This window comes from Acidihalobacter aeolianus (genome assembly GCF_001753165.1).
Taxonomy (GTDB): Bacteria; Pseudomonadota; Gammaproteobacteria; order DSM-5130; family Acidihalobacteraceae; genus Acidihalobacter; species Acidihalobacter aeolianus.
Genome location: NZ_CP017448.1, coordinates 1646386 through 1659089 on the forward strand (window position 1 = coordinate 1646386; position 12704 = coordinate 1659089).

General features: G+C 61.8%; 15 protein-coding genes and 1 pseudogene. 14 read left to right on the plus strand and 2 right to left on the minus strand.

Translation table 11 applies throughout. From position 1 onward, the window contains the following. Positions 1-5 precede the first annotated feature (5 nt). The 3 genes from lysS to BJI67_RS18270 all read left to right on the plus strand — a co-directional run bounded on the left by lysS (position 6) and on the right by BJI67_RS18270 (position 2605). Positions 6-1496, plus strand: a complete 1491-nt coding sequence (gene lysS / locus BJI67_RS07485; protein ID WP_070072508.1) for a lysine--tRNA ligase — start codon at positions 6-8, stop codon at positions 1494-1496. Then, a complete protein-coding gene (locus BJI67_RS16855) occupies positions 1493-2329 on the plus strand; it encodes a DUF1207 domain-containing protein (RefSeq protein ID WP_083250740.1) in 837 nt (278 codons plus the stop codon). Before lysS ends, BJI67_RS16855 begins: the two co-directional genes overlap by 4 nt. A 69-nt stretch (positions 2330-2398) precedes the next feature. Next, positions 2399-2605 carry a DUF1207 domain-containing protein gene (locus tag BJI67_RS18270; protein ID WP_070072510.1) on the plus strand — a complete coding sequence of 69 codons (207 nt, stop codon included), beginning with the start codon at positions 2399-2401 and terminating at the stop codon, positions 2603-2605. 15 nt (positions 2606-2620) lie between these two features. Here BJI67_RS18270 and ygfZ read toward each other — a convergent pair whose 3' ends face one another. Beyond that, positions 2621-3688, minus strand: a complete 1068-nt coding sequence (gene ygfZ / locus BJI67_RS07500; protein WP_070072511.1) for a CAF17-like 4Fe-4S cluster assembly/insertion protein YgfZ — start codon at positions 3686-3688, stop codon at positions 2621-2623. Between the two features lie 187 nt (positions 3689-3875). Here ygfZ and sdhC point away from each other — a divergent pair, with 187 nt between their 5' ends. The 7 genes and pseudogenes from sdhC to BJI67_RS07535 form a co-directional block, all read left to right on the plus strand. Next, positions 3876-4253, plus strand: coding sequence for a succinate dehydrogenase, cytochrome b556 subunit (sdhC, locus tag BJI67_RS07505; RefSeq protein ID WP_070072512.1), 378 nt, complete (start codon positions 3876-3878; stop codon positions 4251-4253). Next, positions 4250-4591 carry a succinate dehydrogenase, hydrophobic membrane anchor protein gene (gene sdhD / locus BJI67_RS07510; RefSeq protein ID WP_070072513.1) on the plus strand — a complete coding sequence of 114 codons (342 nt, stop codon included), beginning with the start codon at positions 4250-4252 and terminating at the stop codon, positions 4589-4591. The genes sdhC and sdhD overlap by 4 nt, the downstream gene beginning before the upstream one ends. Then, a complete protein-coding gene (sdhA, locus tag BJI67_RS07515; RefSeq protein ID WP_070072514.1) occupies positions 4588-6351 on the plus strand; it encodes a succinate dehydrogenase flavoprotein subunit in 1764 nt (587 codons plus the stop codon). Before sdhD ends, sdhA begins: the two co-directional genes overlap by 4 nt. Then, positions 6351-7052, plus strand: coding sequence for a succinate dehydrogenase iron-sulfur subunit (locus BJI67_RS07520; RefSeq protein ID WP_070072515.1), 702 nt, complete (start codon positions 6351-6353; stop codon positions 7050-7052). Before sdhA ends, BJI67_RS07520 begins: the two co-directional genes overlap by 1 nt. Beyond that, entirely contained in the window at positions 7053-7301 is a 249-nt protein-coding gene (locus BJI67_RS07525) for an FAD assembly factor SdhE (RefSeq protein WP_070072516.1), read from the plus strand. Then, positions 7258-7725 carry a protein YgfX gene (locus BJI67_RS07530; RefSeq protein WP_070072517.1) on the plus strand — a complete coding sequence of 156 codons (468 nt, stop codon included), beginning with the start codon at positions 7258-7260 and terminating at the stop codon, positions 7723-7725. Before BJI67_RS07525 ends, BJI67_RS07530 begins: the two co-directional genes overlap by 44 nt. A 49-nt stretch (positions 7726-7774) precedes the next feature. Beyond that, positions 7775-8149: pseudogene (locus BJI67_RS07535) on the plus strand (NifU family protein); the annotation flags it as partial. A 15-nt stretch (positions 8150-8164) separates the two neighbouring features. On the opposite strand, the gene BJI67_RS07540 reads toward BJI67_RS07535, so the two are convergent. Continuing rightward, positions 8165-9793: an alpha-D-glucose phosphate-specific phosphoglucomutase gene (locus tag BJI67_RS07540; protein ID WP_070072518.1), complete on the minus strand. Its 1629-nt coding sequence runs from the start codon at positions 9791-9793 to the stop codon at positions 8165-8167. An 84-nt stretch (positions 9794-9877) separates the two neighbouring features. Between BJI67_RS07540 and BJI67_RS07545 the strand changes: the two genes are divergently transcribed. The 4 genes from BJI67_RS07545 (at position 9878) to iscU (ending at position 12688) form a co-directional block, all read left to right on the plus strand. Next, a complete protein-coding gene (locus BJI67_RS07545) occupies positions 9878-10384 on the plus strand; it encodes a DUF1249 domain-containing protein (RefSeq protein ID WP_070072519.1) in 507 nt (168 codons plus the stop codon). 152 nt (positions 10385-10536) lie between these two features. Beyond that, positions 10537-11013: a Fe-S cluster assembly transcription factor gene (locus tag BJI67_RS07550; protein WP_070072520.1), complete on the plus strand. Its 477-nt coding sequence runs from the start codon at positions 10537-10539 to the stop codon at positions 11011-11013. 15 nt (positions 11014-11028) lie between these two features. After that, a complete protein-coding gene (locus BJI67_RS07555; RefSeq protein ID WP_070072521.1) occupies positions 11029-12252 on the plus strand; it encodes an IscS subfamily cysteine desulfurase in 1224 nt (407 codons plus the stop codon). Positions 12253-12283: 31 nt separating this feature from the next. Next, a complete protein-coding gene (gene iscU / locus BJI67_RS07560) occupies positions 12284-12688 on the plus strand; it encodes a Fe-S cluster assembly scaffold IscU (protein WP_070072522.1) in 405 nt (134 codons plus the stop codon). Positions 12689-12704: the final 16 nt, after the last annotated feature.

Below are 12704 nucleotides of genomic sequence, written 5' to 3' on the forward strand. Positions count from 1 at the left end.
TTGACATGAACGATAGCCAGCAACTCGATGAAAATAAACTGATTGCTCAACGTCGAGAAAAACTCGACAAGCTGCGTGAAACGGGTGAAGCCTTCCCCAACGATTTCCGTCGTGATGCCGTGGCCGGCGAACTGCACGCGGAATACGATGGGGTCGAGGCCGACGAATTGGAGGCGCGCAATCTGCGCGTGAGCGTCGCCGGACGGATGATGCTCAAGCGCGTGATGGGCAAGGCGAGCTTCGCCCAGTTGCTGGACATGTCCGGGCGCATACAACTGTATCTTCAGCGCGATCTTCTGGGCGAGGCCTATCAGGATTTCAAGGGCTGGGACATCGGCGACATTCTCGGGGCCGAAGGGCAACTGATCAAGACCAAGACCGGCGAACTCAGCGTGCGCGTCGACGCGATCCGGCTGTTGACCAAGTCCCTGCGTCCTCTGCCGGAGAAGTTCCATGGCCTGACCGACCAGGAGGTACGCTACCGCCAGCGATATCTCGACTTGATCGTGAACGAGCCCTCGCGCGAAATCTTCCGCCTACGCTCGCGCATGGTGCAGTTCGTGCGCGAATTCATGACCGCGCGCGATTTCCTGGAAGTGGAAACACCGATGATGCAGGTCATCCCCGGCGGGGCCTCGGCACGTCCCTTCGTGACCCACCACAACGCCCTCGATATGCCCTTGTATTTGCGTATCGCTCCCGAGCTGTATCTCAAGCGCCTCGTGGTGGGCGGCTTCGAGCGCGTGTTCGAGATCAACCGCAACTTCCGTAACGAGGGCGTGTCCACACGACACAACCCAGAATTCACCATGCTGGAGTTCTATCAGGCCTATGCGACCTACGAGGATCTCATTGACCTGACCGAAACCTTGCTGCGCGAAATGGCAGCCCAACTGCTCGGCACCACTACCCTGAGCTATCAAGGTGAAACCTACGACTTCGGCAAGCCGTTCGCGCGCTACACCATGCGTGAGTCGGTGCTGCACTTCAATCCGGACATCACGCCGCAACAACTCGACGACCCCGCCCAGCTGCGGACGCTTGCTGAGTCCCTCGACATTGCGCTTAAGTCGGGATACGGTTCAGGCAAGATGCTGACGGAAATCTTTGAGAAAACAGTGGAGCACCGTCTCAAGGATCCGACTTTCATCACTGCCTATCCCACCGAGGTCTCGCCGCTCGCCCGCCGCAATACGCAGAACCCAGAAGTGACCGATCGTTTCGAGTTCTTCGTGGGCGGCCGCGAACTGGCCAACGGCTTTTCCGAGCTCAACGACTACGAGGATCAGGCCGAACGCTTCCGGCGACAGGTTGCGGAAAAGGAGGCCGGAGACGAGGAGGCGATGCACTTCGACGCCGACTACATCCGCGCGTTGGAGCACGGCATGCCGCCAACGGCGGGCGAGGGGATCGGCATCGACCGTCTGGTGATGCTGTTCGCCGACGTGCCTTCGATCCGCGACGTACTTCTGTTCCCCCACATGCGCCCGGAATGATCGCTGGAAGACTACTGCGCTTACTGCCCATAACGGCGCTACTGCCAAGTGTATTGACCACATGTGTCTACGCCGACACCTCGCTATCCGATACAGGCACCGCCTATGCGGAGGGGTTCGCTTCAGCACTGATCGAGAGTCATCTGCACTGGCTCGATGACACCTACCGTCTGACGGACAAGGGAGGAACTCTTTACGTCTCGCCCCCGTCCAGTTGGAAAGGCGATGCGAGTACGGTCGAAAGGCTGTTGGCCGACGTGCCTGGCGTTCACTCAGTATCTGTCACGGCAGTCCCCGCCGCTCTTCCATCAAACACCGTTGCAACAACCGCTAACTGGCCGATCCTGGCAGGCACACCTTTCCCCAGAGGTCGATTATTCGCGCCATTAATTGCAGACTCCAAGCAACCGAGTTTTTTCGCCAGCTATCGCCTATACAACATGCCCTGGGGCAATTATCACGTCGGCGCCGTGGGTTACGGAGGTACGCTGGGTCTATATCGATGGCATCAGCGTTTGTGGGGCGGGCAGGTCCAACTCGATTTTTCCGCTGGGGTCTTTTCGCAATTCGATCTGGATGTCCCGGCGCCCGAACTCATCAATACGGACTACACCGTCGGTCTTCCATTGACCTGGCGGCGAGGCAGCGATTCGGCTCGACTGAATCTCTATCATCAGAGTTCGCATCTGGGGCCACTGTATTTTTCCCAATTCCATCCTCAGAACTACGCGCTGAGCTTTGAGGCAGTGACTTTCTTTGGTCGCACAGGTGGGCTCACTGGCGCTGGTATGGGGGTGGCGGCTACCTGTTCGGCACAACCCCAGCAACACTGAAACGCCCTGAGTTGCATAGCGGCATCGAATACCACGGTGGCAAATTACTGTGGGGGTGTCTGCGTCTGATTGGGGGGGCTGGACATCAAAAGCTGGGCTGAAACAGGTTGGACACCAGCGCTGAGCCTCAAATTCGGTGTTCGTTACAGTGGCCCAGACCCGGCCGAACGGCAACTGAGTTTGCTACTGGAAGCCTATAACGGGTACTCGCCGAACGGCCAGTTCTACAAGTTCAAGACCAATTACCTTGGCGTGGGCGCCTATCTAGGATTCTGAGGCCTACCAACAGACTCAACCGGCGGCAGCAACTTCCAGAGGATAGGGTAGCTCGCGCAAACTGACGTTAGGCCCCTTGCGCTGGCCCAAACGGAGTTTGCTGCCAGCCTCCACCGCCGCGATATGCAGCACGGCCAGACCGGCAAGACCGCCGTCGGGGTGACGGTATGCCTCGACCAGGCGCCCGACGGGGCCGGCGTCTTCGGCCTCCGACTCGCTCGATAAGATGTCCGAACCGGGGGCCGCGGACTCAGCATCGATATGTACGTGGTACATCCGGCGCTTGAGATTGCCGAGGTATTGCATGCGCGCGACGATTTCCTGTCCGGGATAGCACCCTTTGCTGAAACTGACCGCGCCGATCAGTTCCATGTTGGCCATCTGCGGCACGAAGGCCTCGCTGTTCTCGGGCAGGATCACCGGCTCGCCGGCAAGCACCCCCAGCAAGCCCCAGCAAGCCGCACCGACCGGTGCGCCATGCACATTGAGCTTGCTCCACAGGCGATGCATCGGTTCCAGCGGGCCGTATAACTCGAAGCGCGGGTGAGGGCCCATCACGCGAACCACGGTAATACCCTCATGGGTCATCGATTCATCGGCCGCCTGAGGTACTGCCACACCCAGAATCTGCTGCAGCTGAGCAGGAGCATCCGGGCCGGACAGGCCCATCCGAGCCAGGCTGGCGCTGGCATCTTCCAGCGTCACCTGGCTGCGCAGGATATACATGCGCAAGCGTTTGAGCACGGGTTCGACCAGTGCTTGCGGTAGGCGCAGGTAGTAGGTGCCATCACGCCGGATAATGCGAAAATTCGCCAGCATCCGTCCTTTCGGCGTGCAATAGCTGCTGAGTTGGCTGTGCGTCCCATCGACGGACTGAATGTCATTGCTGAACTGGCCTTGCAGGAACGCCTTGACATCGTCGCCATAAGCGGCGATCAAGCCAAAATGAGACAGGTCGCAGATTACGGTTCCCATCGTAGTGACCCTGCGTTCGCGTTCTGGATTGCCGAAGCTGACAACACTGCCGTCGGCCGCGAATTCGGCACCGTCATTCTGGAGGTAGGTCTTCCATTCGGGTTTCATGGCGCGTCTCCGGCTGCAATATCCATCGGGGTGAGTATGGTAGAACAAGCTGCGAAAGTGTGTCAGCCATCTCGTTGACCCGCTATGCAAAGACTAAGCTTCTGGTAGACTCCCAGCGCCGGCAAGCCTTCAAGCACCTCAAACCGGCGTATTGAAATCGCCAAGGACAAGACACCAGACGCCCCCCATGTCGTCTACCCGCCCAGTCTACCTAGACCTGCGTAAGATCCAGCTGCCGCTGCCCGGGATCATCTCCTTCGCGCACCGGGTTTCGGGTGTCCTGATGGTCATCGGCATCCCGTTCGCCCTATACCTGCTCGAACTGTCGCTGTCGGGGCAGGCCGGCTTCGCCAGTGCGCGGACATTGCTGCGTTCGCCCTGGCTGGCCCCGGTGCTCCTGCTGCTGATTTGGAGCCTGTGCCACCACCTGTTGGCCGGTATCCGATTTCTGCTGATGGATATCGAGATCGGCGTGGATCGCCAAACCAGCCGCCAAAGCGCAGGCTGGGTCGCAGGTGCTGCGCTGGTGCTGGCCGCCCTGTTGCTGCTGGAACTGTACCTATGAAATCCGGCCTGAGCGGGCTTCGCGCGTGGTTGCTGCAGCGACTGACCGCAATCTATCTGGGCGGCTTTTTCGTGCTGGGCATCCTGGCCCTCGGCACGCATCCATACCTCGATTACGCCCAGTGGCACAGATGGCTCGCCCAGCCTCTCGTGCTGCTCCTGCTCGCGCTGTTCATGGTCGCATTGCTGTTGCATGCCTGGGTCGGCGTGCGCGACGTGCTGGTCGACTATGTCCGTCCGCTGGGACTGCGCGTCGGGCTGATGGCACTCGCGGCAACCTACCTGCTGGGATGCGGGCTGTGGGCGGTGCGCATCCTGCTGCAAACGAAGGGTCTATGAAGTTGATCAGAAGGAAGTTCGATGCCCTGATCGTCGGCGCCGGCGGAGCTGGCCTGCGCGCCGCACTGCAGCTTGCGCGGGCGGACGCCAACGTCGCCGTGGTGTCCAAGGTATTCCCCACGCGCTCGCATACGGTCGCGGCCCAGGGCGGCGTCAATGCGGCGCTGGCCAACATCATCGAGGACGATTGGCACTGGCACATGTTCGACACCGTCAAGGGCAGCGACTACCTGGGCGACCAGGATGCCATCGAGTTCATGTGCCGGGCCGCGCCGAAGGTCGTCTACGAACTCGACCACTACGGCGTCCCGTTCTCGCGCCTCGACAACGGCAACATTTACCAGCGCGCCTTCGGCGGTCAGAGCCGTCATTTCGGCAAGGAGCAGGCCATGCGCACCTGCGCCGCCGCCGACCGCACGGGCCACGCCATCCTGCACAGCCTCTACCAGCAGAACATCCGCGCCAAGACGCACTTCTTCGACGAATACTTCACCGTGGACCTGATCAAGGATGCCGAGGGCTACGTGCTCGGTGTGCTGGCCTTCTCCATCGAGTCCGGCGAGCCCATCCTGATCGAGGCCAAGGCCACACTGCTCGCCACCGGTGGCGTGGCGCAGCTCTACCGCACCAACACCAATGCGCTCATCAACACCGGCGACGGCATGGCGATGGCACTGCGCGCCGGCATCCCGCTGCAGGACATGGAGTTCATCCAGTTCCACCCCACCGGGATCGCAGGTCGCGGCATGCTCATCACAGAGGGCGCGCGCGGGGAGGGCGGTTATCTCGTGAATGGCGAGGGCGAGCGCTTCATGGAACGCTACGCCCCCCACGCCATGGATCTCGCCTCGCGCGACGTCGTCAGCCGAGCGATCTATACCGAGGTCAAGGAGGGGCGCGGCTGCGGGCCGCGCAAGGACTACTGTCTGCTCAAGGTCGATCACCTCGGCGCAGACGTGGTCAAGAGCCGCCTCCCGGGCATCCGCGACATGTGCCTGACCTTCCTGCACCTCGATCCGGCCGAGGAGGCCATCCCGGTCTACCCGACCGCCCACTACACCATGGGCGGCATTCCGACGAACCGGCACGGCCAGGTGGTGACGCCGATGCGCGACACGCCGGAAGCCCCGGTGCCCGGCCTGTATGCGGCCGGGGAGTGCGCCTGCGTTTCGGTGCACGGCGCCAACCGTCTCGGCGGCAATTCCCTGCTGGATATCCTGGTGTTTGGCCGTGCCGCCGCGAACCACATCATCGAATACCTCGCGGAGAACCGCTATCACCGTCCCATGGACGAGGACAGCCTGGCAGCGGCCATGTCACGACTCACACGCTGGGATCGGGAAGGCGAGAGGGAATCCCCGGAAGAGCTTCGGCAATCCCTGAAGCAGGTGATGGAGGACCACGTCGGCGTCTTCCGCGAGGAAAGCGTGCTCGCGGAAGGTGTGGAACGGGTCAAGGCCGTCGCCAAGCGCCTCGAAGGCGCTCGGTTGCGCGATCGGAGTCGCGTGTTCAACACCGCCCGCGTCGAGGCGTTGGAAACTGAGAACCTGGTCGCCTGCGCGCTGGCTGTCGCCCAATCGGCGCTGGCGCGCACCGAAAGCCGCGGTGCGCACACGCGTGTGGATCATCCCAAGCGCGACGACAGGAACTGGATGCGTCACAGCCTGTACTTCCTCGATACCGACAGCCTCGACTACAAACCGGTGCGCACGCGGCCGCTGACGGTCGATCCGTTTCCGCCGGTCGAGAGGGTCTACTGATGAAATTCTCGATCTACCGGTATGACCCTGAAGGTGAGAGCAAGCCTCGGATGCAGGACTTCGAACTGCCGGACAGCGAAGTCGAACCGGGGATGATGTTGCTGGGCGCCCTGCTCAAACTCAAGGAGCAGGACGAAACGCTTAGTTTCCGACGTTCCTGCCAGGAAGGGGTGTGCGGCTCGGATGGCATGAACATCAACGGTACCAATGGACTCGCCTGCATCACGCCGCTGGCGAAGCTCAAGCAGCCCATCGAGATACGTCCGCTACCGGGCATGCCGGTAGTGCGCGACCTCGTGGTCGATATGGGGAATTTCTACAAGCAGTACCGCGCAGCCGAACCCTATCTCAAGCTGACCGACCCCGAACCTGAAGTCGAATTCCAGCAATCCCCGGAGGAGCGCGCCAAGCTCGACGGCCTGTACGAATGCGTGCTGTGCGGCTGCTGTTCCGCGGCCTGTCCCTCCTACTGGTGGAATCCGGAACGTTTTCTCGGTCCCGCTGCGCTGCTGCAGTCGGCCCGCTTCGTGCTCGACAGCCGGGATCAGGCGACGGACGAGCGTCTGACCCAGCTCGACGACGCTTACAAGCTCTATCGTTGCCACAGCATCATGAATTGCGTGCAGGTCTGCCCCAAGGGCCTGAACCCGACCCGGGCCATCGGCCAGCTCAAGCATGCCATGCTCAAACGGTCGATTTGAATGACCTCGGACGGCCGTTTGCGCTGGCACTGCCGCCGCGGCATGCTTGAACTCGACCTGTTGTTAGGCGCATTTCTGTCGCAAGGATTCGATGCGCTCGATGAAGAGGGACGCTTAGCGTTCGAGCGCTTACTGGCGTATCCTGATCAGGTATTGCTGGAAATGCTCATGGGGCGGATGGCCCCAGCAGACCCCGGAATTGCCTATGTCGTCGACCAAATCAAAGGAGCCGCTCTACCTGCAGCCTAAGCCATCTCGGCAACTGGCCGGCTTTCTGGTATTGCTGCATGTGACTGCCGCCGCCGTACTGCCATACCTGGCACTGCCTGCATGGGCCATGGTGTTCCTCGGCCTGCTGCTGGCCTGGAGCCTGTACCGTAACCTGCGTCTTTACGTGCTGCTGAACACGCGCAGGAGCCTGTTGCGACTGGTCTGGGAAGTATCCGGCATATGGCGCGTCTGGGATGGCATGGGGCAGGAATTCCGCGCCAGGTTGGCTCCCGACTGTTACGTGCATAGCCATGTGGTCGTGCTGAGTCTGGACTTGCTGGATGGTGGTGGGCGACGGGCCGTGGTTCTGCTGCGTGATTCTCTTGAACCGGAGGCGCTGCGCCTGTTGCGGGCCCGTCTGCGTGCCGAGCATCTGCGACATCGGGACAAGCATGAAGACTGAGCATGTCCTCAAGCACATGGACCTCGCCGCAACCCAGAATGAGCTGGATGCGTTGCTGAGCGACGACCCGGATCATATCTACAACGAGGCCGAGCTCGACGCCATCGAGGCGCTGGATCCCGCGCTCGCTCTACGCATCGACCGCGTGCAGACGCAGGCGGCGAGGGCGGCTGAGAGTGGTCGCGAAGCCACCGGGCCGATCGACCTGGATGCGGTACGTGCCGCTATCGACGAAGCCCGAGCGATCCTGCTGCAGGACGGCGGGGACATCGAATTCGTCGAGCTACACGAGCGCACCGTGAGAGTGCGGCTGAAGGGCGCCTGCGTCGGTTGTCCGCGTGCCACGCTCGATCTCAAGAACGTGGTGGAAAAACTGGTCAGAAGTCGGGTTCCCGGCGTCGTGGGCGTGGCGAATCTGTTTTAGCAACGTAGATACGTTTCAGGTGATCACGTCCGGAGACTGCCGGCCGGTGCGCTCTGCGATGCCTGCCACTTCTCCGGCAAAGCGGATCAAATCGGCCAGCTGCGTTTGGGCATCGGCCTGCAGGTGCGAACGGCGGGTTTCCAATCGTTCAATGTACACGCGTAGTGTCGCCCCCTGGGTGCCCGTCCCTGACAGGCGGTAGACGATTCGGGCCTCATCGCCGAGCATCAACCGCAATCCCTGCCCCTCGGAACGACTACCATCAATCGGATCGTCATAGGCGAAATCGTCAGCGGCTGTGACATGACTGCCGCCCACTGTCTGCCCCACAAGACCAGGCAGATTTTCGCGCAGATCCTGCATCAATCTTGAGGCGGCATCTGCGTCGACATCCTCGTAATCATGCCGGGTATAAACGTCGCGGCCGTAAGCCTGCCAGTGCTCGGCTACGATTTCCGCCACCGACTGTCCACGCACGGCGAGCAGATTGAGCCAGAACAGCACCGCCCAAAGCCCGTCCTTCTCGCGCACATGATTTGATCCGGTGCCGAAACTTTCCTCGCCACAGAGCGTGATACGTCCGGCATCGAGCAGATTGCCGAAGAACTTCCATCCGGTCGGCGTTTCGTAACAGGGGATATTCAACCTGGCTGCTACACGGTCCACGGCCCGACTGGTGGGCATGGAACGGGCCACGCCGAGCAGGCCCTCGCGATAGGCCGGTATACGTGTGGCATTCGCAGCCATGATCGCCAGGCTGTCGCTCGGGGTCACGAAGCAGCCGTGGCCGATGATCATGTTGCGATCGCCGTCTCCGTCGGACGCGGCGCCGAAATCCGGTCCTTCGGGTCGATTGAGCTGGCGCACCAGCTCTGCGGCATGAGTGAGGTTCGGGTCGGGGTGGCCACCGCCGAAATCTGCCAGGGGGGTGCCATGAATCACCGTGCCCTCCGGTGCACCGAGCACATCTTCCAATATCGCGTGCGCATACGGTCCGGTCACGGCGTGCATGGCGTCGAAACGCATGCGAAAACCACTTCGGAACAGCTCACGTATACGTTCGAAATCGAACAGTGACTCCATGAGTTCGGAGTAATCGGCCACGGGGTCTAGCACCGTGATCTTCATCGCCTCCAGATGGGTATCACCCAGGACGTCAATATCCACATGGTTCGTTGTCGCGATGTAGTAACGGTCTATTTCCTGACTGCGTGTATAGATGGCCTCTGTCAGGGTTTCGGTCGCCGGGCCGCCATTGCCCGAGTTGTATTTGATGCCGAAATCGCCGTTTGGTCCACCGGGATTATGGCTGGCGGATAGGATCAGACCACCGGTCGCACCTCTATGGCGAATTATGGAGGAAACCGCCGGGGTCGAGAGCAGGCCGCCTCGCCCCAGGAGAACGCGCGAAACCCGATTCCCGGCCGCCATGCGCAGGATGGTCTGGATGGCCTCGCGATTGTGATAGCGGCCATCGCCTCCGAGCACCAGCGTTGCCCCCGCAAGGTCCTCCACGCAGTCGAATACCGACTGCACGAAGTTTTCGAGATAGTGCGGCTGCATGAAGGTTTTGACCGGTTTGCGCAGGCCGGAGGTTCCGGGGCGCTGTCCGCTGAAAGGCTGGGTGCGGCAGGTTTCTATCATCGGGCGTTACCACATTCCGTGGGGTCGTTGCTTCGATCAAGTTAACAAATCCGTCTGCACTTGTCCCTATGCTATTCTCGCAACATGTTCATTCAGCCCCATTATCCAGGATATCTATTCAGCGCGCCGCGCAGTTTCGCCGCGTTGATGGAGGTCTATGAGGATAATTACATTGCACTGCGCCGGCTGTGTCCCCGTCTGCCGGAAGCCGGGGTGATGCACGTATCTCACCCTGCCGGCATACCCCGCCTGTATCTTCGCGTGCTCGAACATACCCGCTACACCAGCAGTCTGGGACTGACCTATCGCTTCCTTGGTGAGGACGACGGTGAGGTCGAATCACCCTCTCTTGCGGTACGTGTCTACCACGACGCGCGCCAAGCGGAGGTTCTGTTCGCGCCACAAGGGCCCGCACATACGCTATCGCGGCACGCGTACGGACTGGACGATAGCGCATCCGGAGCCCTGCGCATGCGCTGGTCGGCCAATCGTTTTCTCAATCGATGGCTGCACTATTGCATCGCTCAAGGGCACGCATTCACCCTCGCACCGGACGCACTGGCCGACACGCTCGCCGATGATCGCGACTGAACGATTACCCCTCCCTATCCCACATCCTCTCGCCAATGGCAAACACTCAATTGTTGACTGTCACGGTAGGTTAATCTAAAATAACCCACTGACAGGCTCGGGATTTGTTTCCGGCCATTGGCACATTCTTGACAAACAGAAGGCGAATCTCCATGAAGCTTTCCACGAAAGGTAGATACGCGGTGACCGCGATGCTCGATCTGGCCATCCATGACAAGGTCGGCCCCGTGACCTTGGCTGATATATCCGTCTGCCAGGGCATCTCCCTGTCCTACCTCGAGCAGCTCTTCGCCAAACTGCGCAAGGAAAACCTGGTCGAAGGTGTACGCGGCCCGGGTGGCGGCTATCGCCTGGCCAAACCCGCCGACCAGATCACCGTGGCGCAGATCATCACTGCCGTAGACGAATCGGTCGACGTTACCCGCTGCAACGGGCAGGGCGACTGTCAGGACGGCGAACGCTGCCTGACCCACCAGCTTTGGGACGACCTGAGTCATCGGCTGTACAGCTTCCTCGACGGCATCACTCTGGACCAGTTCGCCAACCGCCCCGATGTTCAGGCGGTCGCCGAGCGCCAGGACAAGGCCGGACGCCGCCAGGTCGTTTCCTATCGTCGCTCTGCCGCCTGAAGCGAGGCCATTTATATGGACGCGAAGGAGAGGCCGATTTATTTGGACTATGCGGCGACGACGCCGGTGGACGGGCGAGTTGCGCAGCTGATGTGCACGTATCTGACGCGTGAGGGCGTGTACGGCAATGCCGCATCGCGCAGCCACGCCTTCGGCTGGGAGGCCGAGGCGGCGGTGGAGAACGCCCGTGCCGAGGTGGCCCGCCTGATCAACGCCGATCCCAAGGAGATCGTGTGGACCAGCGGCGCGACCGAGTCGGACAACCTCGCGATCAAGGGCGTGATGCACTTCTACGCCCGCAAGGGCCGGCACATGGTCACCAGCAAGACCGAGCACAAGGCGGTGCTGGACACCTGCCGGCAGCTTGAGCGCGAGGGCTGCGAGGTGACCTATCTCGATCCCGAGCCGAACGGCCTGATTGATCTGGGCAAGCTCGAGGCGGCGCTGCGCGAGGACACCGTGCTGGTCTCGCTGATGCACGTCAACAACGAGATCGGCGTGATCCAGGACCTCAAGGCGGTAAGCGCGCTGACCCGTGCGCGGGGCATCCTGCTGCATGTGGATGCCGCGCAGTCCGCCGGCAAGGTGCCGCTGGACGTGCAGGCTCTGGACATCGACCTGGCCAGCCTCTCGGGGCACAAGATGTACGGCCCCAAGGGCATCGGTGCGCTGTACGTGCGGCGCAAGCCGCGGGTGCGCCTGGAGGCGCAGATGCACGGCGGCGGGCACGAGCGCGGCATGCGCTCCGGCACCCTGGCGACGCACCAGATCGTCGGCATGGGCGAGGCCGCCCGGCTGGCGCGCGAGGAAATGGGGGCCGACCTCGAACGCATCCGCGGCCTGCGCGACCGGCTGTGGGCCGGGGTCAACGACCTCGAGGCCGTCTATCTCAACGGCGACCTGGCGCACGGCTACCCCGGGGTCCTCAACGTCAGCTTTGCCTACGTGGAGGGCGAGAGCCTGCTGATGGCGCTCAAGGAACTGGCGGTCTCCTCTGGTTCGGCGTGCACCTCGGCGAGTCTCGAGCCGAGCTACGTGCTGCGCGCGCTGGGGCGCGACGACGAACTGGCGCATAGCTCCATCCGCTTCTCGATCGGCCGCTACACCACGGCCGAGGAGATCGACTATGCGGTCTCGCTCATCCGCACGGCGGTGAACAAGTTGCGTGAGCTCTCGCCGCTGTGGGAGATGTACCAGGCGGGCGTGGACCTCAAGAGCATTCAATGGGCCGCCCACTGAGGCGGTAGAACCCGATACGGAGGACCAGAAGATGGCCTACAGCGACAAGGTGATCGACCACTACGAAAACCCCCGCAACGTGGGGAGCCTGGACCAGGTGGACACGAGCGTGGGCACCGGCATGGTGGGCGCCCCGGCCTGCGGCGACGTGATGAAGCTGCAGATCAAGGTCAACGCCGCGGGCGTGATCGAGGACGCCAAGTTCAAGACCTACGGCTGCGGCTCGGCGATCGCCAGCTCAAGCCTTCTGACCGAATGGGTCAAGGGCAAGACGCTGGCCGAGGCCGGCGAGATCAAGAACACCCAGATCGCCGAGGAACTGGCGCTGCCGCCGGTGAAGATCCACTGCTCGGTCCTCGCCGAGGACGCGATCAAGGCCGCCATCGCCGACTACCAGGGTAAACAAAATACCCAAGATCACGCTCAGTCCGCCTGAGCTAAAGCGTTTCATG